The organism is Actinomadura sp. CNU-125, from assembly GCF_001942465.1.
GTDB lineage: Bacteria > Actinomycetota > Actinomycetes > Streptosporangiales > Streptosporangiaceae > Spirillospora.
The window spans coordinates 1-24,864 of sequence record NZ_MKJY01000029.1; the positions used below are offsets into that span (position 1 = coordinate 1).

25 protein-coding genes and 1 pseudogene are annotated in these 24,864 nt (G+C 72.8%); 17 read left to right on the forward strand and 9 right to left on the reverse strand.

What is annotated here, in order from left to right; translation table 11 throughout:
* Positions 1-358 (reverse strand): FAD-binding protein (locus tag BJF79_RS04395; RefSeq protein ID WP_143219696.1); only part of this gene is annotated, 358 nt, incomplete at its 3' end.
* A gap of 100 nt (positions 359-458) precedes the next feature.
* On the opposite strand from BJF79_RS04395, the gene BJF79_RS04400 reads away from it, so the two are divergent.
* Positions 459-1,091 carry a TetR/AcrR family transcriptional regulator gene (locus tag BJF79_RS04400; RefSeq protein WP_075895094.1) on the forward strand — a complete coding sequence of 211 codons (633 nt, stop codon included), beginning with the start codon at positions 459-461 and terminating at the stop codon, positions 1,089-1,091.
* Positions 1,092-1,093: 2 nt separating this feature from the next.
* Here BJF79_RS04400 and BJF79_RS58455 read toward each other — a convergent pair whose 3' ends face one another.
* Both BJF79_RS58455 and BJF79_RS66490 read right to left on the reverse strand, forming a co-directional pair.
* Positions 1,094-1,291, reverse strand: coding sequence for a TetR-like C-terminal domain-containing protein (locus BJF79_RS58455; protein WP_410050046.1), 198 nt, complete (start codon positions 1,289-1,291; stop codon positions 1,094-1,096).
* Positions 1,236-1,805, reverse strand: a pseudogene (locus tag BJF79_RS66490) (TetR/AcrR family transcriptional regulator); the annotation flags it as partial. The gene BJF79_RS58455 and the pseudogene BJF79_RS66490, both read right to left, overlap by 56 nt.
* A gap of 249 nt (positions 1,806-2,054) precedes the next feature.
* Here BJF79_RS66490 and BJF79_RS04410 point away from each other — a divergent pair.
* The 3 genes from BJF79_RS04410 (at position 2,055) to BJF79_RS04420 (ending at position 8,161) form a co-directional block, all read left to right on the forward strand.
* A complete protein-coding gene (locus BJF79_RS04410) occupies positions 2,055-2,423 on the forward strand; it encodes an SRPBCC family protein (protein ID WP_262401525.1) in 369 nt (122 codons plus the stop codon).
* A gap of 189 nt (positions 2,424-2,612) precedes the next feature.
* The gene (locus tag BJF79_RS04415; RefSeq protein ID WP_075895095.1) at positions 2,613-3,530 is read left to right on the forward strand and encodes an NAD-dependent epimerase/dehydratase family protein; all 918 of its coding nucleotides are present in this window, start codon (positions 2,613-2,615) and stop codon (positions 3,528-3,530) included.
* Between the two features lie 1,286 nt (positions 3,531-4,816).
* A complete protein-coding gene (locus BJF79_RS04420) occupies positions 4,817-8,161 on the forward strand; it encodes an FtsK/SpoIIIE domain-containing protein (protein WP_262401526.1) in 3,345 nt (1,114 codons plus the stop codon).
* 179 nt (positions 8,162-8,340) lie between these two features.
* Here BJF79_RS04420 and BJF79_RS04425 read toward each other — a convergent pair whose 3' ends face one another.
* Both BJF79_RS04425 and BJF79_RS04430 read right to left on the reverse strand, forming a co-directional pair.
* A complete protein-coding gene (locus BJF79_RS04425) occupies positions 8,341-8,613 on the reverse strand; it encodes a WXG100 family type VII secretion target (RefSeq protein WP_026402572.1) in 273 nt (90 codons plus the stop codon).
* A gap of 293 nt (positions 8,614-8,906) precedes the next feature.
* Positions 8,907-9,449, reverse strand: coding sequence for a hypothetical protein (locus BJF79_RS04430; protein WP_143219697.1), 543 nt, complete (start codon positions 9,447-9,449; stop codon positions 8,907-8,909).
* Positions 9,450-9,605: 156 nt separating this feature from the next.
* Here BJF79_RS04430 and BJF79_RS04435 point away from each other — a divergent pair, with 156 nt between their 5' ends.
* The 5 genes from BJF79_RS04435 (at position 9,606) to BJF79_RS04455 (ending at position 14,922) form a co-directional block, all read left to right on the forward strand.
* Positions 9,606-9,851, forward strand: coding sequence for a type B 50S ribosomal protein L31 (locus BJF79_RS04435; protein WP_075895097.1), 246 nt, complete (start codon positions 9,606-9,608; stop codon positions 9,849-9,851).
* Positions 9,852-10,122: 271 nt separating this feature from the next.
* On the forward strand, positions 10,123-11,889 hold the full coding sequence (locus BJF79_RS04440; protein WP_075895099.1) for an acetyl/propionyl/methylcrotonyl-CoA carboxylase subunit alpha: 1,767 nt from the start codon (positions 10,123-10,125) through the stop codon (positions 11,887-11,889).
* Between the two features lie 555 nt (positions 11,890-12,444).
* Positions 12,445-13,593, forward strand: a complete 1,149-nt coding sequence (locus BJF79_RS55090; protein WP_083733161.1) for a hypothetical protein — start codon at positions 12,445-12,447, stop codon at positions 13,591-13,593.
* Between the two features lie 14 nt (positions 13,594-13,607).
* The gene (locus tag BJF79_RS04450; RefSeq protein ID WP_075895101.1) at positions 13,608-13,931 is read left to right on the forward strand and encodes a DUF5313 family protein; all 324 of its coding nucleotides are present in this window, start codon (positions 13,608-13,610) and stop codon (positions 13,929-13,931) included.
* Positions 13,932-13,935: 4 nt separating this feature from the next.
* Positions 13,936-14,922 carry a sensor histidine kinase gene (locus tag BJF79_RS04455; RefSeq protein ID WP_075895103.1) on the forward strand — a complete coding sequence of 329 codons (987 nt, stop codon included), beginning with the start codon at positions 13,936-13,938 and terminating at the stop codon, positions 14,920-14,922.
* 31 nt (positions 14,923-14,953) lie between these two features.
* On the opposite strand, the gene BJF79_RS04460 is transcribed toward BJF79_RS04455, so the two are convergent.
* Positions 14,954-15,604, reverse strand: coding sequence for a response regulator (locus BJF79_RS04460; RefSeq protein WP_075895104.1), 651 nt, complete (start codon positions 15,602-15,604; stop codon positions 14,954-14,956).
* Between the two features lie 310 nt (positions 15,605-15,914).
* Here BJF79_RS04460 and BJF79_RS58465 point away from each other — a divergent pair, with 310 nt between their 5' ends.
* The 3 genes from BJF79_RS58465 to BJF79_RS04470 all read left to right on the forward strand — a co-directional run bounded on the left by BJF79_RS58465 (position 15,915) and on the right by BJF79_RS04470 (position 17,786).
* Positions 15,915-16,115: a hypothetical protein gene (locus tag BJF79_RS58465; protein ID WP_262401527.1), complete on the forward strand. Its 201-nt coding sequence runs from the start codon at positions 15,915-15,917 to the stop codon at positions 16,113-16,115.
* A 29-nt stretch (positions 16,116-16,144) separates the two neighbouring features.
* A complete protein-coding gene (locus tag BJF79_RS58470) occupies positions 16,145-16,372 on the forward strand; it encodes a CBS domain-containing protein (protein ID WP_262401528.1) in 228 nt (75 codons plus the stop codon).
* Between the two features lie 130 nt (positions 16,373-16,502).
* Positions 16,503-17,786 carry an SLC13 family permease gene (locus tag BJF79_RS04470; RefSeq protein ID WP_075895106.1) on the forward strand — a complete coding sequence of 428 codons (1,284 nt, stop codon included), beginning with the start codon at positions 16,503-16,505 and terminating at the stop codon, positions 17,784-17,786.
* Between the two features lie 82 nt (positions 17,787-17,868).
* Here the strand turns inward: BJF79_RS04470 and BJF79_RS04475 are convergent, their stop codons facing one another.
* On the reverse strand, positions 17,869-19,254 hold the full coding sequence (locus tag BJF79_RS04475) for an NAD(P)H-quinone dehydrogenase (RefSeq protein ID WP_075895108.1): 1,386 nt from the start codon (positions 19,252-19,254) through the stop codon (positions 17,869-17,871).
* A gap of 99 nt (positions 19,255-19,353) precedes the next feature.
* On the opposite strand from BJF79_RS04475, the gene BJF79_RS04480 reads away from it, so the two are divergent.
* From BJF79_RS04480 to BJF79_RS04490, 3 genes are read left to right on the forward strand one after another with little or no spacing between them, the layout of a single operon-like run.
* The gene (locus tag BJF79_RS04480) at positions 19,354-19,809 is read left to right on the forward strand and encodes a gamma-glutamylcyclotransferase (protein ID WP_075895110.1); all 456 of its coding nucleotides are present in this window, start codon (positions 19,354-19,356) and stop codon (positions 19,807-19,809) included.
* Positions 19,810-19,838: 29 nt separating this feature from the next.
* Complete coding sequence (locus tag BJF79_RS04485) at positions 19,839-20,639, forward strand: purine-nucleoside phosphorylase (protein ID WP_075895112.1); 801 nt, start codon at positions 19,839-19,841, stop codon at positions 20,637-20,639.
* On the forward strand, positions 20,636-22,249 hold the full coding sequence (locus BJF79_RS04490; RefSeq protein ID WP_075895114.1) for a phospho-sugar mutase: 1,614 nt from the start codon (positions 20,636-20,638) through the stop codon (positions 22,247-22,249). The genes BJF79_RS04485 and BJF79_RS04490 overlap by 4 nt, the downstream gene beginning before the upstream one ends.
* Here the strand turns inward: BJF79_RS04490 and BJF79_RS04495 are convergent.
* Positions 22,242-22,898: a PH domain-containing protein gene (locus BJF79_RS04495; protein ID WP_075895116.1), complete on the reverse strand. Its 657-nt coding sequence runs from the start codon at positions 22,896-22,898 to the stop codon at positions 22,242-22,244. The two genes, BJF79_RS04490 and BJF79_RS04495, sit on opposite strands and share 8 nt — an antisense overlap.
* 7 nt (positions 22,899-22,905) lie before the next feature.
* A complete protein-coding gene (locus tag BJF79_RS04500; protein WP_075895118.1) occupies positions 22,906-23,997 on the reverse strand; it encodes an adenosine deaminase in 1,092 nt (363 codons plus the stop codon).
* 112 nt (positions 23,998-24,109) lie between these two features.
* On the opposite strand from BJF79_RS04500, the gene BJF79_RS04505 reads away from it, so the two are divergent.
* Together BJF79_RS04505 and BJF79_RS04510 are read left to right on the forward strand one after the other, a co-directional pair.
* Positions 24,110-24,676 carry an RNA polymerase sigma factor gene (locus BJF79_RS04505; protein WP_083733162.1) on the forward strand — a complete coding sequence of 189 codons (567 nt, stop codon included), beginning with the start codon at positions 24,110-24,112 and terminating at the stop codon, positions 24,674-24,676.
* Positions 24,669-24,864: hypothetical protein (locus BJF79_RS04510; RefSeq protein WP_143219698.1), on the forward strand; the 196-nt coding region annotated here is incomplete at its 3' end. The genes BJF79_RS04505 and BJF79_RS04510, both read left to right, overlap by 8 nt.

Here is a 24,864-nt window from a genome sequence, read left to right on the forward strand (position 1 = left end):
CAGCGCCCCCGCCGCCCCACGTCGGCCACGCCCCGACCGCGCCGTCGACCGCGTCGCGCGCAGCCCGCGCAGGTCCACGACCACGCCGCCGTCCGCCGAGCGCGGCGCCGCTCCAGCCGTGGCCGCCGCCGCGGACCGTCAGCGGGACGTCGAGGTCGCGCGCGGCGCGCACGGCGGCCGCGACCTCCCCGGCGGTGGAGCAGGCGACGACGGCGGCGGGGCGGCGGTCGACCGCGCCGTTCCACAGGCGGCGCGCGCCGTCGTAGCCGGGCCCGCGGGCGTGCACGGTCCCGGGGTCCAGGACGGCCCGCAGGTGCCGTTCGACGCGTTCGGGGTCGATGCGGTGTCGCGCGGTCATGGCCGCCCCTCCGGTCGTAATGCAACAGGCTGTTGCATTAGAAGCTAGCAACAGCACCAGCACAATCGCAACAACCTGATGCGTTTGGTACTTTGGAGCGATGCATGGCAAGCCTGCGGACCAGGCCGAACAGCTCCACACCGATGCGGCGACCAAGCGACCCGGAGGGCGCACGGCCCGTACCGCGAAGGCGGTCCTGGACGCCACGATCGCCGAACTCAGCGACGTCGGTTACGCCGCGCTGCGGATCGACGCGGTCGCCGAGCGGGCGGGGGTCAACCGCGCGACGATCTACCGCCGCTGGAGCGACAAGCCGAGCCTCGTCGCGGCCGCCTTCACCGCCCGGCAGGTCGAGATCTCGCCCCCCGCGGACACCGGCGACCTGCTCGCGGACCTGCTCTCCTTCCTCGGCGAGGTCCGCCGCGGCTTCGACAGCCCCTGGATCACCGCCCTGATCAGGGAGACCGGCCCCCGCACGGCCGAGAACGCCGGGCTGCGCGAAGCCCTGGACCAGATCTGGCCCGCCCGGTTCCGCCTGTCGCGCGAGATCTTCGTGCGGGCGGTCGAGCGCGGCGAACTCCCCGCCGACACCGATCCCGACCATCTCGTCGAGGCCGCCGCGGGGCCGCTCTACTTCCGCTGGCTCATGCTCGGCCGCCCCCTCACCGACGACTTCCTGAAGCGGACCGCCGCCCTGGTCATCGCGGGTGCCCGGCACCCCGCGAACGACTGACCCTAGACCTCGAAGCCGATGAGGCGGGCCAGGAGCGTCATCGAGTGGTCGAAGTAGTCGGCGCGCTCCTCGATGGTGTTCTCGAACGTTCCGAACAGCTCGAAACCGACCGTCCCGAATAGGCCCGACCACGCCGTGACGGCGCGCGCGACGACGTCGTCCGGCACGGTCAGGCCCACGCCGTCGCGCACGCGCGCCATGTCGGCGGCGACGGCGGGCGGCGCCGGCGGGCACGGCCCGGCCGGGACGAGCGCGCCCGCCGCGTGCGCCGGCGGCGACGACCCGCGCGTACACGAGCGTGTCGCGGAGGGCCGCCGGGACGGTGTCCTGCGGCGCCCGGTACCCGGGGACCGGCGAGCCGTAGAGCAGCGCGAACTCGTGCGGGTGCGCGAGCGCCCACTCCCGGACGGCCCGGCACACCTCCAGCCACCGCTCCCCGAACGCGTCCGGACGCTCGCCGCGAACCCCGTCGTCGGCACGCTCGACCGCCGCGCCGAGCGCGTTGTACCCGTCGATGATCAGGGCCGTGAGCAGGTCGTCCCGGCTCGGGAAGTACCGGTAGATCGCCGACGACACCATCCCCATCTCGCGGGCGACCGCGCGCAGCGACAGCCCCGCCGCCCCGTCGGTCGCGAGCTGTTTCCGCGCGATCTCGGTGATTTCCGCGATCAGCTCCGCCCGCACCCGTTCCCTTGCCGTCTTCCCAGCGCTCATGCCGCGAGGCTAGCAGAGCGCCGCAACGAAACGAGAGCACTGCTCTTGACGAGCGGTGCACTCGTGAGAGAGCATTGCTCTCGGAACGGAACACCGATTCGACAGGAGATCACCGATGGGCGCCGCACTCCTCTACACCGGCCCGAAGCTCGCGACGCTGCACGACGAGTACGCCCTCCGCGGGCTCATCGACGACTCCGCGCAGCTCACCAACACCTCCAGCGTGTTCATCGACGGCCGGCGGACGAGGTGTGGGCCGTCCTCGCCGACCTGCGCGGCTGGGAGACCTGGTCGCCCGACTTCAAGCTCAAGGAGCTGGACGCCGTGGAGACGGGCCGCGAGTTCCGCTGGTCACAGGCCGGTACGCCGCTGCGCTCGCGCTTCGCCGTCGTCGCCCCGGGCCGCGAACTGAGCTGGACGGGCGTCTTCCTCGGCATCTACAAGGCCGTCGACCGGATGGTGCTGACCCCCGAGGGCACCGGCACGCGCGTCACGGTCCAGGAGTCGCTCGCCGGCCCGTTCCTGCGGCTCTTCTACAGCGAAGCCAAGCTCCGCAAGGGCCACGAAGCCCGCCTCGCCGCCCTGCTTGCTTGCGACGCCCTTGGCGTCGGGCCCTAGGGGGCCCTCCTTCAACGGGCGCCGCGTGCGATTGCTGCATCGCTCCGACTCGCCCAGGGGCTCGCTGCGCGATCAAGTTCTCGCTTCGCTCGAACTTGGCTTCGCACGCAATCGCAGTTGTTTCGGTTCGCTCTGGCTGGGGTCTGGCCGGGGTTGTTGTGTCAGGAAACTTTCGTAAGGGGATTCATCGTGGGTAAGCATGTGATCGCGGGGGCCGGGCAGGTCGGGACGCATCTGGCGGAGCGGCTGCTGGAGCGCGGGCACGACGTCGTCGTCGTGACGCGGTCGGGCTCGGGGCCCCGGGGTGCCGAGCGGGTCGCGGCGGACGTCGGCGACCGGGCGCGGCTCACGGCGGTCGCCAAGGGCGCCGACACCCTCTACAACTGCGTCAATCCGAGGATGGACCGGTGGGCGCAGGACTGGCCGCCGATGGCGGCGGCGTTCCTCGGCGCCGCCGAGGACACCGGGGCGGTGCTCGTCACGCTCGGGAACCTGTACGGGTACGGGCCGGTGGACGGCCCGATGACCGAGGACCTGCCGCTCGCCGCGACCGGGAAGAAGGCGCGGGTGCGGGTGAAGATGTGGCGCGACATGATCGCGGCGCACGAGGCCGGACGGGTCCGCGTCACCGAACTGCGCCCGTCCGACTACTACGGGCCGGGCACCACCGACCAGGCGTACCTGGGCGAAGAGCGCTTCGTCCGGCCGCTGCTCGCGGGCAAGCGGGCGACGTTCATGAGCGCCCCCTCGATCCCGCACGCGTGGACGTACACGCCCGACGTCGCCGCGGCGCTCGCGATCGCCGGGACGGACGAGCGCGTCCTCGGCCGCGCGTGGCACGTGCCGACCGGGCCGGCGGTGTCGGCGCTGGACGTCGCGAAGCGGCTCTGCGCGATCGCCGGGGCGCCCGAGCCGCGGGTGTCCGGGATTCCGCGGCCGGTGTTCAACGCGCTCGGGACGGTGTCGCCGCTGCTCCGCGAATTGCGCGAGACGCGGTACCAGTTCGACAAGCCGTACATCGTCGACTCATCGGCCTTCGAGGACACTTTCGGGATGAGCCCGACGCCGTTGGACGTCGCACTGAAGGAGATCGTCCGCGCGGCGTGAACGCGGCGACCGAAATCCGGCTTCCGGGCGTCCGCCCGTGCCGTCCGGCCCTTCCGGGAACGGCGGGTTAATTAAGCTGTCCCGGACTGGAGGACGGCGCTCGTTGGAGGGGCTTCGATGCGGATCTCGTTCACGGCGCTGACCGAGGAGGGGCCGCGGGACGTCGTGCTCAACCTCGACGCCGAGGCCACCGTGGACGGCGTCGCGCGGTCGCTCGCGGCGGCACTGGACGGACGCGCGCAGCAGGCGTCGGTGACGGTCCCGGCCCCGCGCTTCTCCAAGGACGCGCTGCAGCGCACCGGCGGGACGGCGCCCGCGGCGGAGCGGCGGGCGCTGTGGGTGGACGGGCGGATGCTCGACCCGCAGGCCCGCGCGGTGAAGGAGCTGCGGGACGGCGCCGCGGCGCGGTCGAGCGCGGCGAGCGCCGCCGACGGTGGTCGCCGAGCCGTCCGGCCTGGTCGAGGTGCGGGTGGTGGGCGGGCCCGCGGCCGGGAAGGTGCACCGGCTCGGGCTGGGGACGAGCACGCTGGGGTCGGGCGACGACGTGGACGTGCGGCTGGACGATCCCGCGGTGCCCCCGCGCGCGCTGCGGGTGACGGTCGCACCGGACGGCGCGAAGGTCGAGGCGACCGCGCGGGGCGCGGAGCTCGCCGGGGCGCCGCTGGACGGTCCCGCGCCGTGGACGACCGGCGGGATGCTGTCGGTCGGGGCGAGCGTGCTGGCGCTGGCGCCGGGCGCGGCGCCGGACACGCACCTGGAGCCGCTGCCGGAGGGCGGGATGGCGTTCAACCGGCCGCCGCGGCTGGCCCCGGCGCGGCGCGTCCGGCGGCTGGAGGTGCCCAAGCGGCCCGAGCGCAGCCCGCGGGAGCGGCTGCGGCTGGTCGGGGCGCTGCTGTTCTCGGCGTTCGGGCTGGTCATGGCGTTCGCGCTGGGTCAGTGGTGGTGGGCGCTGTTCGCGCTGGCGTGGCCGCTGATGACGATCGGCGAATGGGTCGGCGACCGGATGTACGGCCGCAAGTCGTACAAGAAGGCCCTGCGGGAGTACACCGACAAGGCGGGACGTTTCGACGGCGAGCTCGATCGGCTGCGGCGGGAGGACGAGGACGAGCGGCGGGCCTTCCACCCGGATCCGGCGGAGGTGCTGCTGACCGCGACCGGGCCCCGGCGGCGGCTGTGGGAGCGGCGCCGCGACGACGCGGACGTCCTGCACCTGCGGGTCGGGCTCGCCGATCTGCGCCGCGCGCGTCGAGCTGGCCGACGACGGGCCGCGCGAGGACGGGTCGGCGGTGGCCGTCCCGGTGGCGCGGCAGGTGCCGGTGGCGCTGCCGCTGGCGGACGTCGGCGTGTTGGGCCTGACGGGTCCGCGGCCGGCGTCGCGGGCGCTGGCGCGCTGGCTGGTCGGGCAGGCCGCGGCCCTGCACAGCCCGCGCGACCTGGCGATCGTGGTGCTGTCGGCGGAGCCGGACGCGGCCGACGAGTGGAACTGGGTGCGCTGGCTGCCGCACTGCGCGCCGCGCGAGGACGAGGACTGCACGGCGCTCGTCGGCACCGACCAGTCGTCCATCGCGCACCGCATCACGGAGCTGGCCATGCGCGTGACCGAGCGCAGGCGCGCGGCACAGGCCGAGACCCAGTTCCTGGGCGGGCAGGCAAAGCCTTCGGACAACGTTCCGTACAACATCCTGATCGTCCTGGACGGGGCGCGCGCGCTGAGGCGCGTCCCCGGCATGCCCATGCTGCTGTCGCGGGGTGCCGAGTACGGCCTTTACGCGGTCTGCATCGACGACGAGGAACGGCTCCTGCCGGAGGAGTGCAGCGCCGTCGCGTCCTGGGACCCGCAGTACCCGGCCGTCATCCACCTCCAGGGGCAGGACCTCGACGCAGTAGGCCCCGTGCTAGCCGACCAGGTCTCCCCCGCCTGGACGGACCGGGTAGCGCGCGCGCTCGCGCCCGTCCGGGACGTGTCCAGGGAGGACGCCGAGGAGTCCCTCCCCGGGGACGTGCGGCTGCTCGACCTCCTGCAGATGCCCGACCCCACCGCCGAGGCCGTCCTGCAGTCGTGGACGCGGACGGGCGGACGGACGACGCGCGTCCCGATCGGCGTCGGCTCCACCGGCACCGGGCACGGACGGACCGGCCGCGAACCCTACGAGGTCGACCTGCGCACGGACGGCCCGCACGGGCTCATCGCGGGGACGACGGGGGCCGGGAAGTCCGAGCTGCTGCAGACGCTCATCGCGTCGCTCGCGGTGGCGAACCGTCCGGACGAGATGACGTTCGTCCTGATCGACTACAAGGGCGGTTCGGCGTTCAACGACTGCGCGAAACTGCCCCACACGGTGGGGATGGTCACCGACCTGGACGGGCACGCGACAGAGCGCGCGCTGGAGTCCCTCGCGGCCGAACTGCGGCGCCGGGAGGAGATCCTGCTCGCCGCCGGGGCGAAGGACATCGACGACTTCGTCGACGGACGCGCGCCCGGTTCGCCGTCGATGCCCCGGCTCGTCCTGGTCATCGATGAGTTCGCCGCGATGGTCGAGGAACTGCCCGATTTCGTCACCGGTCTCGTGGACATCGGCCGCCGGGGCCGCTCCCTCGGCGTCCACCTGATCCTCGCGACGCAGCGTCCCGCCGGGGTCGTGACGGCCGACATGCGCGCGAACACGAACCTGCGGATCGCGCTGCGCGTCACCGGCGCCGACGACTCCACCGACGTGCTCGACTCGACCGACGCCGTGCAGATCCCGAAGTCGCTGCCGGGCCGCTGCTACGTCCGGTCGGGCGTGTCGGCGCCGCACGCCGTGCAGTCGGCGCGGATCGGCGGGCGGCGGCCGGGCACGGCGGCGCGCCGCACGACCGTCCAGGCCCTCCCCTGGCAGGGCCTCGGGCACCCGCTCCCGGCGGCCCGCGACGCCGCCGACGACGCGGGCACCGTCACCGACCTGGCCGTCCTCGTGCAGGCCGTGGACGAGGCCGCGCGGCGGGCCGGGATCGCGCGGCAGCCGTCGCCGTGGCTGAACCCGCTGCCCGAGCAGGTCCGGCTGACGCCCCGCACGGCCGCCGGGGGCTCGGTGGTGGACGTCCCGCCCGTCCCGTTCGGAATCACCGACCTGCCCGCCGTGCAGTCCCGCGAGGAGCTGGCGCTCGACCTGGCGTCCGGCGGCCACCTGTACGTCGCCGGGGCCGCCCAGTCGGGACGGTCGACGGCGCTGCGCACGGTCGCCGGGTCCCTCGCGGGGGCGTGCTCCCCGTTCGACGCGCACCTGTACGCGATCGACTGCGGCGCGAACGCGCTGCTGCCGCTGATCGCGCTGCCGCACTGCGGCGCCGTCGTCACCCGCGACCAGCTCGACCGCTGCGAACGGCTGATCACGGCGCTGGCGGCGGAGGTCGCGCGCCGCCAGCAGCTGTTCGCCGAGGCCGGGTTCGCGTCGCTGCCCGAGCAGCGCGCCGCCGTCGCCGCCACCGACCGGCTCCCCTGGATGGTCCTGCTGCTCGACCGCTGGGAGGGGTTCCTCGGCGCGTTCGAGCACTACGACTACGGCCGGCTCGTCGACCAGGTCCTGCGGCTGCTGCGCGAGGGCGCCGCCGTCGGGCTGCGCGCGGTGTTCACCGGCGACCGCTCCGGCCTGTCCGGGCAGGTCTCCACGGTGTTCGACCGGCGGCTGATCCTGCGGATGGCCGACCCGAACGACTACGGCTACGCGGGGCTGCAGGACCGGCACGTCCCGGCCGCGATGCCGCCCGGCCGCGCCCTGGAGGCCACCGCGCCGGGCGCCCCGCCGCGCGAGTCGCAGATCGGGCTGCTCGGCGACGACCCGTCCGGGACGGCGCAGGTCGCGGCGCTGCAGGAGATCGCGCGGGGCTGCGTCGCGCGGTACGGGCGGCTGCCGCGCCGCCGCCGTCCGCTGCACGTGGACGAGCTGCCGGTGCGGGTCACCTACCGGGAGGCGATGACGCTCGACGCCGACTTCCTCGCGCCGTCCGCGCTGTGGGCGCTCGTCGGCGTCGGCGGCGACAGCCTCGCGCCCGTCGGGATCGACCTGCTGAACGAGGGCCCCGGGTTCGCGGTGGCCGGGCCGCCGCGCTCGGGACGGTCGACGACGCTGCGCACGATCGTCCACTCGCTGCTGGACCCGGCGGTCGGCGGCGGGCTGGTGCCGGTGGTGCTGGTGACGCCGCGCCGGTCGCCGCTGCGGCTGCTGGCGGGCCGCCCCGGCGTGCTCGGCGTCCTGACGGCCGACGCGGACGCGCACGACCTGGAGGCGGCGATCGGCGACGAGCACCGGTACGCGGTGGTCGTGGACGACGCCGAACTACTGGACGAGACGGAGCTCGACGACGCGCTGTGCGACGTCCTGCGGACGGCGCGGGACGGGGAGCACGCGGTCGTCATCGGCGGGACGACCACCGACCTCGGGCGCGGCTACCGCGGTTTCCTCGCGGACGCGCGGCGCTCGCGCTCGGGCGTGCTGCTGTCGATCGAGTCCCCGGACGACGGCGACCTGTTCGGCCTGCGGCTGCCCCGCAACGCGCCCCTCGCGGGCCCGAGCGGCCGCGGCCTGTTCGTAGCCACCGGCACGACCACGCAGATCCAGGTAGCGCTGCCGCCACCGGTATCGGGCGACTAGCGCGGCGACCACCAAGGTTCGCCTGGGTTCGTTGATCTGCGGCGTGTTGCCCTTATAGGCGTCCGAGTTAGGGCAACACGCCGCAGATCAACATCGAGAGCGGGCGGGCGGCCCGGCGAACGAAAGAGCGGGCCCCGGCCTCGGGGGGATGGGCCGGGACCCGCAGCTGGTCCGAGGCGTCAGCGGGTGGCGGCCTCGATGTTCTGCTGGGAGCGCTTGATGTCCTGACTGCCCTGCTCAAGGGCGATGGCCATCTTGTCGAAGGCGGTCTTGGCCTCGGCCCACGCGGCGCGGAACCGGTCCGCGCCCGGCCCCCACCAGACGGCGCTGGAACTGACCGTGCGGCCGTTCAGGTCTCTGATCAGGGCGTCGAGGTTCCGGCCGTGCTTGGCGAAGATCCGGGACAGTTCCTCGAGCTCGCCGATGTTGGCGCCGCGCTTGTCACCGCTCATCACTGTGGCCTTTCGTAAAGAATGGCGCCAGCCTACGCCCGAAGGATCATCGGAATCCAGTGTCACCCGACCGATCAGTCGGGATAGACCGATATTTCCGCCGCCGTCCACTGACCGGATGTGGTCGTAACGCCCCGGCGGGCGGGGCTTCGGCCTTGTCAAGGCGGCGCCGGGACGGCATCGGCCGCGGCGGCGAAGGGACGGCGAAGCGACGACCCGCACGCTTGTGACCCGGTCAATTACCGTGCGTCAATCAATATTTCGAACGCGGTCCACCGTCGCTTTCGCGGCATTCACCGGGCCGCGCCGACGGGGTCGTTGACGGGATGGGCGCCCGGATCGAGGACCCGTTCGCCGATCAGGGTGAGGCGTCCGTCGATGTCCTTGAACTCGAACCGGCGCCGCACGTCCTGCCGCACCTTGCCGCTGTCGTACTTGACGACCGTGTGCTCGACGGCTTCGAGGGTCACCGTGTCGCCGCGGCGGACCGCCTCGACCTCTTCCAGGGTCGTCTTCGCGCCGGTGTAGGCGGGCCCGCCCTCGACCGGCGCCCGGTTGCGGTTCTCCAGTTCCCGGACGGTCCGCGCGTGCGCCGTCGCGACGCCCGGGGAGATGCGGACGCCGAGGATCTCTTCGGGCAGCCGGCTGCGTTCGCGGTCCCGGGTCTGCACGAGGGCCTGCGAGCGGTGCTGCAGCAGCGTCTTGGCGACGATGGTGAGCTGCTCGGTCGTCTCGTGGTCCATCCGCGGCGCGCCGAGCCGGACCGCGGACGCGGACACCGGCAGGCAGGCGGCCGCCAGGACCATCGCCAGAAAGGCCCGGATCCACAGGCGCAAAACGCCCTCCCTCCACTGATCATTGGCGAAGATACACGCCGCTCCGGGCCCCCGTCCGGGTCGGCGCGGAACCCGCCGGAACCCTTTGCCCGCAGGGGTTCCGAGCACCCCGGCCGGAGGCGGAATGAAAACCGTTCCCGCCGTGTTGACGGGGGCATGAAGCAGCGAATCCACCCGGAGTACCGCCCCGTCGTCTTCCGCGACCGCGCCGCCGGCCACGCCTTCCTGACGCGGTCCACGGCCGTCACCGACCGGACCGTCGAGTGGGAGGACGGCCTCACCTACCCGGTGGTGGACGTGGACGTCTCGTCGGCGAGCCACCCGTTCTACACCGGGCAGGGCCGTGTGCTCGACACGACCGGAGCGGTCGACAAGTTCAACCGGCGGTACAACCGCAAGTGAGAGATACGACACCGAACCGGACGGTGTCGCAGGGCCCGCGGAACATGCGCCCCGCCGGGCCCGCGCCCGGCACCGTCCAGACCCGCCGAGGGCCCGCATCCGTCGAGGGTGCGGGCCCTCGGCGCGTCCGCCCGTCCCGCTCTCCGGGACGCGCGGATCCGGCCGTGACCCCGGGAAACACGGGCGTTCCGTCCAGATAAGGAGGGTCTTACGAAAACCTCAAACGGCGGTTATCTAGACTGCGCCTGCGAGGTTGAGGGAGGAGACCCACGTGCGCAAGGTCCTGATCGCCAACCGCGGCGAGATCGCGGTCCGTATTGCCCGTGCCTGTAGCGACGCGGGGTTGGCCAGTGTCGCGGTGTACGCCGAGCCGGACCTGGACGCGCTGCACGTTCGGGTCGCGGACGAGGCATACGCGCTCGGCGGCTCGACGGCGGCCGAGAGCTACCTGGACATAGAGAAACTGCTGAAAATCGCGGCCGACGCCGGAGCGGACGCCGTCCACCCCGGTTACGGGTTCCTGGCCGAGAACGCGGACTTCGCGTCCGCCGTGCAGAACGCCGGGCTGACCTGGATCGGCCCGCCGCCCGCCGCGATCACCGCGCTGGGCGACAAGGTGCAGGCCCGGCACATCGCGCAGAAGGTCGGCGCGCCGCTGGTCGCGGGCACCACCGACCCGGTGTCGGGCGCCGACGAGGTCGTCGAGTTCGCCAAGGAGCACGGGCTGCCGATCGCGATCAAGGCGGCGTTCGGCGGCGGCGGGCGCGGCCTGAAGGTGGCCCGCAAGCTGGAGGAAGTCGAGGAACTGTACGAGTCGGCCGTCCGCGAGGCCGTCGGCGCGTTCGGCCGCGGCGAGTGCTTCGTCGAGCGGTACCTGGACAAGCCGCGGCACGTCGAGACGCAGTGCCTGGCCGACAAGCACGGCAACGTGGTCGTGGTGTCGACCCGCGACTGCTCGCTGCAGCGCCGCCACCAGAAGCTCGTCGAGGAAGCCCCCGCGCCGTACCTGTCGGACGCGCAGATGGAGCTGCTCTACTCGTCGTCGAAGGCCATCCTGAAGGAGGCCGGGTACGTCGGCGCGGGCACCTGCGAGTTCCTCGTCGGCCAGGACGGGACGATCTCGTTCCTTGAGGTCAACACGCGGCTGCAGGTCGAGCACCCGGTGACCGAGGAGGTCGCGGGCGTGGACCTGGTCCGCGAGATGTTCCGCGTCGCCGACGGCGAGGAGCTCGGCTACGGCGACCCCGAGCTGCGCGGCCACTCGATCGAGTTCCGGCTGAACGCCGAGGACGCCGGGCGCGGCTTCCTGCCCGCCGTCGGCACCTTGACCGCGTTCGACCCGCCGACCGGGCCGGGCGTCCGGCTCGACTCCGGGTACGTGGCCGGGCAGACGGTCCCGCAGGCGTTCGACTCGCTGATCGCGAAGCTGATCGTCACCGGCGCGTCCCGCCGCCAGGCCGTCGAGCGCGCGCGCCGCGCCCTCGCCGAGTTCACGATCGACGGCATGCCGACCGTCCTGCCGTTCCACCAGGCGGTACTGGACGACCCCGCGTTCGTCCCCGCGGACGACGCCGAGCCGTTCGCCGTCCACACCCGGTGGATCGAGACCGAGTACGACAACCAGATCCCGCCGTTCGTCACCGTGCCGGCCGACGAGGAGTCCGAAGCCGAGCGCGAGCGGATCACGGTCGAGGTCGGCGGCAAGCGCGTCGAGGTCGTGCTCCCGGCGGGCCTCGGCGCGGCGGCGGCCCCGGGCGCGGCGGCCGGGCAGGCGCCCGGCAAGCGGCGCGCGGGCAAGAAGGGCGCCGCCGCGCAGGCGTCCGGCGACTCGCTGGTCAGCCCGATGCAGGGCACGATCGTCAAGATCGTCGCCGAGGACGGCGCGACCGTCGAGGCGGGCGACACGGTCGTCGTGCTGGAGGCGATGAAGATGGAGCAGCCGCTCACCGCGCACAAGGCCGGGACGATCGCGGGCCTGTCCGCCGAGGTCGGCCAGACGGTCACGGCCGGTGCGTCGATCTGCGACATCAAGGACTGACGCGGGTTCGACCGGGACCGACCGGGACCGACGTGCACGAACCGGGTGCCGCCCTCTCCCCGAGAGGGCGGCACCCGGCCGTCTCCGGCGGCCCCGACGCACGCACGCGTCCGCAATCGGCTGCTTCGTCCGGCTTTGACTCCCGACCGGTACTAGGGCGTGGCGGACGGTCACCGGGTGGGGTCCGGGATTTTCCGAAATGGGGTCTGGCACGCTGATTGTCGGGCTCATCGGCGAGGCAGACTAGAGATATGAGCACCGACAACCGCCGGACCGCCCGGACGGCTCGTCGCGCGGCGTTCCCCGCGCTCGTGGCGGGTGCGGCCGTGATCGGCCTCGCCGCCCCGGCGGCCGCCGCTGCAGCCTCCCCCGAAACCGCACGCCCCGCCGCCGCGACCGCCAGCAGGCCGCCGTCCGTCCAGCACACCGCGACCGTCCCGCAGGCGGCCGGCCGCCCAGGCCGCCGCGGCGCAGGCCGCACCGCAGGCCGCGCCCGCGCGGTCCGCCGACACCGTCGGGCAGATCGCCAACGGGCTGGTCGATTCGCGGCTGTACGTGACGAGCAACGCCGGGAACGCGCTGAGCGCGGCCGACCGGCAGCAGATCGAGTCGAAGCTGAACGGGCTCGGCGACGCCGACGTCCGCGCGATCGTCGTGGACGACGGCATCTCCCAGCAGCAGATGGGCCAGATGCTCGTGTCCGTCGCGAACCGCGTCGGCGAGGGCGAGACGTACGTGGGCGTCACCGCGAACGGGCGGCTGATGGCCGGGATCTCCCAGAACCTGAACGAGCAGGAGATCAACCAGATCGTCACCCGCACCAACGGGCAGCCGCTCAAGGAGCGGATCATCGACTTCGGTGACCGGGCCGAGAAGCGGGTCGACGAGAACTCCGCGTCGGCGGCGACCCTCGGGTACGTGATGCTGGGCGTGCTCATCGCGCTGGTCGCGGCGGCGACGTCGGTGTTCCTGGTGTCCCGCAAGCGGCGGCAGGAGCGGCAGGCCCGCGAGATGGCGGAGCTGAAGGAAGGCGTCGAAGAGGACGTGACGCTCCTCGGCGAGGACATCGCCCGCCTCGACCTCGACGTCATGGACCGCAAGCTCGACCCGGCGATCCGCGCCGACTACGAGCGCGCCATGAACTCCTACGACGAGGCGAAGCGCGCGACCGACCGCGCCGCCCGTCCGGAGGAGATGCAGAACGTCACGAAGGCGCTGGAGGACGGCCGGTTCTTCATGATCGCGACCCGTGCGCGGCTCGCGGGCGACGAGGTGCCGGAGCGGCGCGCGCCGTGCTTCTTCAACCCGAACCACGGCCCGTCGGTGAAGGACGTGGTGTGGGCGCCGCCGGGCGGCACCGCCCGGTCCGTCCCGGCGTGCGCGGCCGACGCCCACGCGGTGCTGCACGGCGCCGAACCGGACGTCCGGATGGTCCCGTACCACGGCGGGCGGCGGCCCTACTACAACGCGGGCCCGGCGTACGCGCCCTACGCGGGCGGCTACTACGCGGGCTACGGCGGGTTCGACCTGCTGACCGGCATGATGGTCGGGACGATGCTCGGCTCGATGATGTCCGGCGGGTTCGGCGGCTACGGCGACATGGGCGGCGGGTTCGGCGGCGACGGCGGCGATGTCGGCGGCGGCTGGGACTTCGGCAGCGGCGACTTCGGCGGCGGCGGGTTCGGCGACTTCGGCGGCTTCTAGCGGGGCGCCGCCCGATGGTCCGCATTCCAGGCGATCCGGGGCCGTGGGGGCAGCTCCGGTACACGCTGGGGCTCCGGCTGCCGCCCGGTAACCGCGACTGGGTGCGGCACGACCTCACCGACGCGGGCTGGCGGGGCAGGCTGCTGTGGCGGCACGTGTGCCTGATGATCCCGGTGTGCGCGGTGCTGGCGCTGCTGCCCGGCCCCTGGTGGGTGCACGTGTCGGTGCCGCTGATGGCGCTGTCCGCGAGCCTGCTCGCGGTCGCGATCACCGCGGACGAGCTGCGGCGGTCGCGGCTGCGGCGGCACGGCATCGCCGAGCCGCCCCGCATACGGTGAGGGGATGAGCACGGCACCCGTCCCGACCCTGTACTGGCGCATCCTCGCCATCAACGGGCTGATCTTCGCGATCGGCACCGCGACCCTCGCGCTCGCCCCCGTCACCATCTCCTCGATGGTGCTGCTGCGCGAGCTGCCCGTCCTGCTGGTCGGGCTCGCGGTGATGATGCTGGCGAACGCGCTGCTGCTGCGCGCCGGTCTCGCGCCGCTCGGCAGGCTGACCGCGCTGATGGCGCGGATGGACTCGCTGAGCTCCGGCGACCGGCTCGTGGCCGGGGAGAGCGGCGACCTGTTCCACCTGGTGGACGAGTTCAACTCGATGCTCGACCGGCTGGAGGCCGACCGCAGCGCCGGCACGGCGATGGTGCTGGACGCGCAGGAGGAGGAGCGGCGCCGGATCGCGCAGGAGCTCCACGACGAGATCGGCCAGACGCTCACCGTGGCGCTGCTCGAACTGAAGTCGGTGGCCGACCGGGCGCCGGAGAAGGTCGCCGACGAGCTGCGCGGGGTGCTGGAGGTCGTCCGGTCGAGCCTGGACGAGGTCCGGCACGTCGCCCGGCGGCTGCGTCCGGGCGTCCTGGACGACCTGGGCCTGACCAGCGCGCTCATCGCCCTCCCCGCGGACTTCTCGGGCGGCCCGCACGTCCGCCGGGACGTCCAGGCGGGCCTCGCCGACGTCGGTGCGGACGCCGAACTCGTCATCTACCGGATCGCGCAGGAGGGCCTGACGAACGTGTGGCGGCACGCCGACGCGCGCCACGCGGAGCTGTCGCTGCGGCAGGACGCGGACGGCAGCCTGGTGCTGCGGGTCGCCGACGACGGCTGCGGGCCGCCCCGCCGGGCGGGTGCGGGCATCCGCGGCATGCGGGAACGCGCGATGCTCATCGGCGCGCAGCTGACGATCGGGGCGGCCGACGGCGGCGGCACCGAGGTGCGGCTGGTCGTCCCGCCCAAGAACGACCGCCGCGGGCAGGACCCGGCGCGGGACTGACGGCGGCGACCGGTGGTGCGGACGCCCCGGCTCAGGGTTCGACGAGCCCGACGCGTATGGCGTACTTGGTCAGCTCGACGCGGTCGCGCATGCCCAGCTTGCCGAGCACGTTCGCGCGGTGCCGGTCGACGGTCTTGACGCTGATCGTGAGGAGCTCCGCGATCTCCTTGGACGAGTGGCCCTCCGCGATCAGCTTGGTGATCTCCTCTTCGCGGGGGGTCAGCAGCTCCTCGCCGTCCTGCGCCCGGTTCAGGTACTCGCGGACCAGCAGCGTGACCGCCCCCGGGTACAGGAACGACTCGCCGTGCGTCGCGGACCGGATCGCGTTCAGCAGGTCGCGGTCGGCGACGGACTTCAGCACGTACCCGGACGCGCCCGCCTTCAGCGCCTCGAACAGGTACTGCTCGTTGTCGTACATCGACAGCATCAGGATCCGGACGCCGGGGAAGCGTGCGGCGATCTCCCGCGCCGCCTGCAGGCCGGTCATCCGCGGCATCGCGATGTCGAGGATCGCGAGATCGACGTCGCCCGCCGCGATCGCGGCGATGGCCTCCGCCCCGTCGCCGGCCTCGGCGACGACGGTCATGTCGGGCTCGGCGTCGAGGATCACCCGCAACCCGCGGCGGATCAGCGCGTGGTCGTCGGCCAGCAGGATCCGGGTGGCGGACTCCCGAGCGTGCAACCGATCACCTCCGGTATCGCCCCCATCCTAGGCACGCGCCTGCGGGAAGACCCCCCTCCCACCTCCGAATACATGCTTCTCCCAGGCACATCTGGGTGTTACACCCGATAACGATGTGATCCACCGCCGAGAAAACTGGTCAGCGTACGCAGAAAGGGGCGGACATATGGCACAGCGACTCGGCGGCGGGCCCCACCTTCCGCCCACGGGTGCGAGGAAGCCTTCGTCCTGCGACGGGACCGTCCCCGGCGCGAGGAGGAGGACCCTATCAGCCCGAAGAACCAGGCTCTGCGGGAGCCGAAAGGACGTCATGCTAGCGCGGGACATCGCCATCCAGGTGCCCACCGTGACGATGAGCGACTCGATCGGCCATGCGATCCAGGTCATGGCGCTCGGCCGGTTGCCCGGCCTGATCGTGCTGGACGAGCGGCAGCGCCCCCGGGTCGTCCTGCCCGGGACGCAGGTGCTGCGGCTCGCGGTGCCGGTCGCTTCCAGGAGGACTCGGCGCTGACCCGCACCGTCGACGAGGCGCATGCGGACGTGTTCTGGCACGAGATCCAGGACATGACGGTCAGGGAGTGCATAGGAACGCACACGCCCCGCCCGGCGATGGTCAAGCAGTCGGCGACGCTGCTGGAGCTCGCCACGCTGATGGCGAAGCAGCGCAGCCCGCTGGTGGCGGTGGTGGACGACGCGGGCCTGCTGGCCGGCGCGGTCACTCTCGACCGGTTGCTGTCGGCGCTGGCGCTGGCCCGGCCGGACGACTAGGCGGGGGCCTCGGCGACGCACCGGCCGGTCCCCGCGTGGGGCCGGCCGACGCTTGCCGCCGGGTCGACGGTCGTCGGCTTCGCGACGGACGTGACCGCGGGGACGTCCGTCATCTTTCCGGGGGTACCCGGTGAGCGCTGTCGCGGCGCTCGCCGTCTTCGTCGTCGCCTTCTTCTTCATCGCGACGGAGAAGGTCGACAAGACCAAGGTCGTCCTGATCGCGGCCGGGGTGATGACGGTGCTCGGGCTGACGCCCGGCGCCGAGGTCTTCTTCTCCGAGCACGACGGGATCGACTGGAACGTCATCTTCCTGCTGCTCGGCATGATGATCATCGTCGGGATCATCAAGAACACGGGGGTGTTCGACTACCTGGCGATCTGGGCGGCGAAACGGTCGAAGGGCAAGCCGTACCGGCTCATGGTGCTGCTGATGCTCATCACGGCCGTCGCGTCGCCGTTCCTGGACAACGTCACCACGATCATGCTGGTGGCGCCGGTGACGGTGGTCGTGTGCAACCGGCTGCGGATCTCCCCGATCCCGTACCTCATCGCCGAGGTGCTGGCCTCCAACATCGGCGGCGCCGCCACCCTGATCGGCGACCCGCCGAACATCATCATCGGCAGCCGCGCCGGGTTGACGTTCAACGACTTCCTCGTGCACATGACGCCCATCGTGGTGATCATCTTCATCGTGTTCACGCTGCTCACACGTGTGCTGTTCCGGAAGTCGTTCAAGTACAACCCGGAGTACGCGGCCGAGGTGATGTCGCTGGACGAGCGCAAAGCGATCACCGACACCGGGCTGCTCGTCCGGTGCATGGTCGTGCTCGGCGGCGTGATCATCGCGTTCGGCCTGCACTCGGTCGTGCACGTCGACCCGTCGATCGTCGCGCTCGTCGGCGCGGGCGTGATGCTGCTGGTCTCCAAGGCGGACGTCTCGGAGGTCATGCGGGAGGTCGAATGGTCCGTGCTGGTCTTCTTCACGGGACTGTTCGTCATGGTCGCGGGCCTCGGGCACACCGGCGTCATCGAGACCGCCGGGACCTGGGCGGCCGAAACGGTCGGCGACAACTACTTCGTCGCCGCGACGAGCCTGCTGTTCGGCTCGGCCGTCTTCGGCGCGTTCTTCGACAACATCCCCTACACGGCGACGATGGCGCCGATCGTGGAGGGGATGGCGGCGGGCGCCGACCCGGCCACCGGTGAGGCGCTGTGGTGGGCGTTCGCGCTCGGCGCCGACTTCGGCGGCAACGGGACGGCGATCGCGGCGAGCGCGAACGTGGTCGCGATCGGGATCGCCGCCAAGAGCGGCCACCCGATCAGCTTCTGGCAGTTCACCAAGTACGGCGTCGTCGTCACCGTGATGAGCACGCTGATGGCCTGGGTCTACGTGGCCCTGCGCTACTTCACCTAGCGCCCTCTTTCGTTGATCTGCGGCGTGTTGCCCTAACCCGGCCGCCCATAAGGGCAACACGCCGCAGATCAACTTCAGGGCGTCAGTAGGCGTGTTCCGTCATCAGGCGGCGGCCGGCCTCGGTGATGCTGCCCGACAGCGACGGGTACACGGCGAACGTGTGCGCGACCTGGTCGACCGTCAGGTGCTGCTGCACCGCGACCGACACGCCGAGGATCAGTTCGCTGGCGTGCGGCGAGACGACGACGCCGCCGAGCACGATCCCGGTGGACGGGCGGCAGAACAGCTTCACGAAGCCGTCCTCGAACCCCTGCATCTTGGCGCGCGCGTTCGTGAACAGCGGCAGCATGACCGTCCGGGCGTTGACCTCCCCCGAGTCGACCATGTGCTGGGTGACGCCGACCGACGCGACCTCGGGGTCGGTGAAGATGTTCGAGGAGACCCAGCCGAGCTTGAGCGGCTGGACGGCCTCGCCGAGCGCGTGCCACATCGCGATCCGGCCCTGCATCGCGGCGACCGACGCCAGCATCAGCACACCCGTGCAGTCCCCCGATGCGTAGATGTACGGGACGGACGTCCGCGACACCTTGTCGACCTTGACGAACCCGCGGTCGTCGCATTCGACGCCGACGTCCTCCAGCCCGATCCCGGTCGTGTTGGGGATCATCCCGACCGTCATCAGGCAGTGCGAGCCCTCGACCTTGGTGCCGTCCTCCAGCGTGACGATCACGCCGTTCCCGGACCGCTCCACGCTCGCCGCCCGCGACCGCGACATGACGTTCATGCCGCGCCGCAGGAAGACCTCCTGGAGGACGGCCGCGGCGTCGGCGTCCTCGGTCGGCAGGATGCGGTCCCGCGACGACACCAGCGTGACCTTCGACCCCAGCGACAGGTACGCCCCGGCCAGCTCGGCGCCGGTCACGCCGGACCCGACGACGATCAGCTCCTCGGGCAGTTCCGGCAGGTCGTAGAGCTGCCGCCAGTTGAGGATGCGCTCGCCGTCGGGTTCGGCGCCGGGCAGCACGCGCGGCGTGGCGCCGGTCGCGATCAGCACGATGTCGGCCCGGAGGCGGCGCTCCCCCACCGCGACGACGTGCGGCTCGACGAGCCGCGCCTCCCCGCGGACGATCTTGACTTCCTCGTAGGCGAGCCGTTCGGCGACGTCGAACGACTGGGCCCGCGCGAGGTCCTTGACGCGCTTGTTCACGGTGGCCATGTCGGCTTCGAGGCCGCCGACGATGCCGTCCGGGCCGCCGTTGAAGCGCAGGCCGAGGCCCGCCGACTCCGACATGACCGCCATCCGGGTCGAGGTGGCGATGAGCGTCTTGGAGGGCACGCAGTCGGTCAGGACGCACGCCCCGCCGGGGCCGTCGCGCTCCACGACGGTCACGTCGGCGCCGAGCTGCGCCGCGACGAGAGCGGCCTCGTAACCGCCCGGTCCTCCTCCGATGATGACGATGCGGGTCATACTTCCGATTGTTTCCTACTCAGAGCAGTGACAAGTCCAACCGTTTCCATCGGCGCCGCCAAGGCGCTCCGGGGCGCCGGGTGGCGTACCTTGGGCGGCGTGGCACTGTACGCGGCGTACGCCTCCAACATGGACCCCGAGCAGATGGCGACGCGGGCCCCGCATTCGCCGATGCGCGGCACGGGCTGGCTCACCGGATGGCGGCTCACTTTCGGCGGGCAGGACAAGGGCTGGGACGGCGCCCTGGCGACCGTCGCCGAGGACGCCGCCGACCAGGTCTTCGTCGTGATCTACGACGTGCCCCGCTGGGACGAGCAGGAGCTGGACGCCTGGGAGGGCGCGGCCCTCGGCGTCTACCGCAAGATCCGCGTCCGGGTGCAGACCCTCGACGGCGACGCGCTGTGCTGGCTGTACGTCCTGGACGACTACGAGGGCGGTCTCCCGTCGGCCCGCTACCTGGGCATCCTCGCGGACGCCGCCGAGGCCGCGGGCGCCCCGGACGACTACGTCAAGGAGCTGCGCAACCGTCCGTGCGCGTCGATCGGCGACGGCTGACGGCCCGTCCTCCCGGTAGTGTCGGCTTTGTGAGCAACGACGCTTTTACCTTGGCGAGTTCCGCCGCCGCCGAGCTGCGGGCCCGCACGTCCTTCGACTCGTTCGACGCGGCCCTGGTCATGGGGTCCGGCTGGGTTCCGGCCGCCGACGCGCTGGGCGAGCCCGTCGCCGAGCTGCCGGTCACGGACCTGCCGGGGTTCCCGCCGCCCGCCGTCGAGGGGCACGCTGGCCGCATCCGGGTGGTGGAGGTCGCCGGGCGCCGCGCGCTGGTGTTCCTCGGCCGCACGCACCTGTACGAGGGGCGGGGCGTCGACCCGGTCGTGCACGGGGTCCGGACGGCGCTCGCCGCGGGCGCGGGCACGATCGTCCTCACGAACGCGGCGGGCGGGCTGCGGCCGGAGACCCAGCACGTCGGCGAGCCCGTGCTGATCTCCGACCACCTGAACCTGACCGGCTCGAACCCGCTGACCGGCGCGACGTTCCTCGACCTGACCGAGGCGTACTCGGGACGGCTGCGCACCCTCGCCCGCGAGGTCGACCCGACGCTCGCGGAGGGCGTCTACGCGGCGTTCCGCGGCCCGACCTACGAGACGCCCGCCGAGATCCGGATGCTGCGCACGATGGGCGCCGACATGATCGGCATGTCGACGGTGCTGGAGACGATCGCGGCCCGGCAGGGCGGCGCGGACGTGCTCGGCATCTCGCTCGTCACGAACATCGCGGCGGGCCTGTCGGACGCGCCCCTCGACCACGAGGAGGTCCTGGCGGCCGGGCGCGCCGCCGCCGGCCGGATGGGTTCCCTGCTCGCGACCGTCCTGTCGAAGCTGTGAGCGGTCTTCGAGCCGCCGCCGCGGCGTGGCTGGCGCAGGACCCCGACCCCGACACGCGCACCGAGCTGCGGGACGTCCTGGACGCCGGGGACGAGCGCGCCCTCGCCGACCGGTTCGGGTCGCGGCTGGAGTTCGGCACGGCGGGGCTGCGCGGCGAGCTGGGCGCGGGGCCGAACCGGATGAACCGGGTGACGGTGATGCGCGCCGCCGCCGGGCTCGCCGCGACGCTCCCCGCGGGCTCCCGGGTGATCGTCGGGTTCGACGCGCGGCACAAGTCGGACCGGTTCGCGGGCGACACCGCGGCGGTCCTCACCGGCGCGGGCCACACCGTCGAGGTGTTCGCCGATCCGGTGCCGACGCCCGTCCTCGCGCACGCCGTCCGGACGTCCCGGGCGGCCGCGGGCGTCATGGTGACGGCGAGCCACAACCCGCCCCGCGACAACGGCTACAAGGTGTACTGGGGGGACGGGGCGCAGATCGTCCCGCCGCGGGACGTCGAGATCTCCGCCGCGATCGACGCCGTGGGGCGCGTCGACGAGCTGCCCCTCGGCTCGTCCTGGGAGATCCGCGACGATCTCGCCCCGTACCTGAACGCGGTGGCGGGGCTTCGGCTGGGCGACGCGCGCGACGTCTCGATCGTCTACACGCCGATGCACGGCGTCGGGTTCGACACGCTCCACGCGGCGTTCGCCGTCGCGGGCTTCCCCGCGCCCGTCGTCGTCCCGCAGCAGGCGGACCCGGATCCCGACTTCCCGACCGTCGCGTTCCCGAACCCGGAGGAACCGGGCGCGCTCGATCTCGCGCTCGCGCTCGCCGCCGAACGCGGCGCCGACCTGGTGATCGCGAACGATCCGGACGCCGACCGCTGCGCGGTCGCGGTGCCGACGCCGTCCGGGTGGCGGGCCCTGACCGGCGACGAGGTGGGCGGGCTGCTCGCCGAGCACGTCCTGCGGCACACCTCGGGCGACGACCGGCTGGTCGTGACGACGATCGTGTCGTCGTCGCTGCTCGGGAAGATCGCCCGCGCGCACGGCGTCCGGTTCGCCGAGTCGCTCACCGGCTTCAAGTGGATCATGAAGGCGGGGACGCGCGCCGACCGGCTCGTCTTCGGCTACGAGGAGGCCCTCGGTTACAGCGTCGGCGACGACCGGGGCGTCCCCGTCAACGACAAGGACGGCATCGGCGCGGCCCTCGCCGTCGCGGCGCTCGCCGCCGAGGCGGCCCGCGACGGACGCACCCTGCTCGATCTCCTCGACGACCAGGCCCGCCGCTACGGGCTGCACGCCACCGCGCAACTGTCGGTGCGTGTCGAGGACCTGTCGCTGATCGAGGCGGCCATGACCCGCCTGCGCACCGACACCCCCGCCGAACTGGGCGGACGCACCGTCGAGTCGTTCGACGATCTCGCCGCCCCGTCGAACGGCCTCCCGCCGACCGACGGCGTCCGGTTCCACCTGTCCGGGGGCGCGCGCGTGGTGATCCGGCCGTCCGGGACCGAACCGAAGCTCAAGTGCTACCTGGAGGTCGTCATGCCCACCGGGGACGACCGCGCGCGCGCTGCGACCGCGCTCGACGCCCTGCGCGAGGACGTCTCCGCGCTCATCAGCTGACGGCCGCGAGGATCAGGCACGCGACGACCGCGACACCGGGGACGGCCAGGGCCGCGACCGCCGGGATCGACCACGCGACCGTCCCCCGCGCGGGTTCGGCCTCCTCGGCCTTCGCCTCGGCGGCCTTCGCCTCGGCGGCCTTGTCCGGCGCGCCCGAGCGGGTCTTCGCCCGCAGCCGGTCCCGCATCTCGTTGAGCTGCTCGGCCGCGTAGCCCGCGGGGCTACGGCCCTTTACCTGCGCGCCCAGTTTCGCGTTCTGCTTCCGCGCGCGCGCCTCCGCCTTGGCCTGCGCACGCGGGGACGTCTGGTGCACCCACGCGCGGGTCTGCAGGTCGCCGCCGTCCGGCCCGGTGAACCGCACGACCAGCGCGTCCTTGCCCTCGATGGAGCGGACGGCCCGCCACGGAACGCGCGTGTCCCGCAGCGGGTTCCGGACGGTCACCGCCTCGTCGTCGCCGACGATCGCGGGCCGCAGCCCGATCGTGTAGGCGATCCCGCAGCCGAGGAGCAGGAGGGCGGCGATCGTGAACGTCATCAGCGAATACTCGGGGTCACCGGTGAAGCCGAAGACGAGATCCGCGATGTTGAGCGCGGCGAACGCCAGCCACGCGAACGCGGCCACGCGCCCGCCGGTGGAACGAATCGTCATCCTCGCATCATGCCAGGGGCCGCACCCCGCTCCACTTCCGCTGCGCGAACCCGGGCTTGATCACCCCGTTGATCAGCTCCAGCCGCTCGGTGAACGGGGCGAAGGCCGACTTCATCGCGTTCACCGTGAACCACTGCAGGTCGTCCCACCCGTACCCGAACGCGTCCACCAGCTTCGCGAACTCCGCCGACAGCGACGTCCCGCTCATCAGCCGGTTGTCGGTGTTGACCGTCACCCGGAAGTGCAGCCCGCGCAGCAGCCCGATCGGATGCTCCGCGATCGACTTCGCCGCGCCCGTCTGGATGTTCGACGTCGGGCACATCTCCAGCGGGATCCGCTTGTCCCGGACGTAGTTCGCGAGCCGCCCGAGCCGCGGCTCGTCCCCCGCGACGTCGATGTCGTCGATGATCCGCACCCCGTGCCCGAGCCGGTCGGCGCCGCACCACTGGATCGCCTGCCAGATCGACGGCAGTCCGAACCCCTCGCCCGCGTGGATCGTGAAGTGCGCGTTCTCCCGCTGCAGGTACTCGAACGCGTCCAGGTGCCGGGTCGGCGGGTACCCCGCCTCCGCCCCCGCGATGTCGAACCCGACCACGCCCGCGTCCCGGTACCGGACGGCCAGCTCCGCGATCTCCTTCGACCGCGCCTGGTGCCGCATCGCCGTGAGCAGCGCCCCCACGCGGATCCCGTGGTCGCGGCCGCCGCGCGCGAAGCCGTCCAGCACCGCCTCGACGACCTGTTCCAGCGGCATCCCCGTCCGGGTGTGCAGCTCCGGCGCGTACCGCACCTCCGCGTACACGATCCCGTCGGCGGCGAGGTCCTCCGCGCACTCGTACGCGACGCGCGCCAGCGCGTCCGCCGACTGCATCACCCCGACGGTGTGCGAGAACGTCTCCAGGTACCGTTCCAGCGATCCCGAGTCCGCCGCCGCCTCGAACCAGGCCCGCAGTTCGCGCGCGTCCGTCTCCGGCAGCTCCGCGTACCCGCTCTCCTCCGCCAGCTCCACGACCGTCCGGGGCCGCACCCCGCCGTCCAGGTGGTCGTGCAGGAGCACCTTCGGTGCCCGCCGGATGTCGTCGAGAGTAGGCCGATCGTCCATCTCAGGAATCTACCCGCCGCGCCCCGGCCGCGGGAAAGCAATCCGCGTCCGCCGCGAAGTGTTGCCGTGAGCACCCCCGCCCCGAGAGGCAGCGCATGAGAGAGCCGAGCGCGTGAGCGCCGCCGTGGAGGAACTCGGCGAAGCCGAGCTCGCGGCCCGCGTCCGCAGTGAACCCGACCTGTTCACCGTCGTCTACGACCGCTATCACCGCGACATCTACCAGTACGTCGCCGGACGCCTCGACGTGCACGCGGGCGAGGACGTCACCGCCGAGGTGTTCCTGACGGCCTTCGCGCGACGCCACAGGTTCGACCCCGAGCGCGGCACGCTGCGTCCCTGGCTGTTCGGCATCGCGACCAACCTCGTGGCCCGGCACCGCCGCACCGAGGCCCGCCACTACCGGGCCCTCACCGCCGCGCCCGAACTCCCGGCGGGCGGGCACGAGGACCGCGTCGTCACGTCCGTCGCCGCCCAGCACATGCAGCCCAAGCTCGCGGCGGCCCTCCGGCGGCTCTCGCGCGGCGAGCGGGACGTCGTCCTGCTCCTCGCCCTCGCCCAGCTCACCCACCAGGAGATCGCGCAGGCGCTCGGCATCTCCTACGGGACGGTCGGTTCCCGCCTCAGCCGCGCCCGCAAGAAGCTCACCGACGCCCTCGACCGGGAGGCCCTCCATGGATGACCTGAAGATCATCGTCGAGACGCTCCGCAAGCCCGAACCCTCGCCGCGGGCGGTCGACGACGGCCGCCGCCGCCTCCGCACGGCCCTCGACGGCGGGCGGCGCTCGTCCCGGCGCCGCCCCGCCTGGTTCGCGGCCGGGCTCGGCGCCGTCGCCGCCGCCTCGGCGCCGCCGTCGTCCTCGGCCTCCG

Bases quoted from the DNA above. Each gene is read 5' to 3' on its own strand.
- BJF79_RS04500 (WP_075895118.1), bottom strand. From the start codon at position 23,997: ATGGACGATCGGCCTACTCTCGACGACATCCGGCGGGCACCGAAGGTG.
- BJF79_RS04450 (WP_075895101.1), top strand. From the start codon at position 13,608: ATGGTCCGCATTCCAGGCGATCCGGGGCCGTGGGGGCAGCTCCGGTAC.
- BJF79_RS04435 (WP_075895097.1), top strand. From the start codon at position 9,606: ATGAAGCAGCGAATCCACCCGGAGTACCGCCCCGTCGTCTTCCGCGAC.
- BJF79_RS04475 (WP_075895108.1), bottom strand. From the start codon at position 19,254: ATGACCCGCATCGTCATCATCGGAGGAGGACCGGGCGGTTACGAGGCC.
- BJF79_RS58465 (WP_262401527.1), top strand. From the start codon at position 15,915: ATGCTAGCGCGGGACATCGCCATCCAGGTGCCCACCGTGACGATGAGC.
- BJF79_RS04455 (WP_075895103.1), top strand. From the start codon at position 13,936: ATGAGCACGGCACCCGTCCCGACCCTGTACTGGCGCATCCTCGCCATC.
- BJF79_RS04400 (WP_075895094.1), top strand. From the start codon at position 459: ATGCATGGCAAGCCTGCGGACCAGGCCGAACAGCTCCACACCGATGCG.
- BJF79_RS04425 (WP_026402572.1), bottom strand. From the start codon at position 8,613: ATGAGCGGTGACAAGCGCGGCGCCAACATCGGCGAGCTCGAGGAACTG.
- BJF79_RS04495 (WP_075895116.1), bottom strand. From the start codon at position 22,898: ATGACGATTCGTTCCACCGGCGGGCGCGTGGCCGCGTTCGCGTGGCTG.
- BJF79_RS58455 (WP_410050046.1), bottom strand. From the start codon at position 1,291: ATGGCGCGCGTGCGCGACGGCGTGGGCCTGACCGTGCCGGACGACGTC.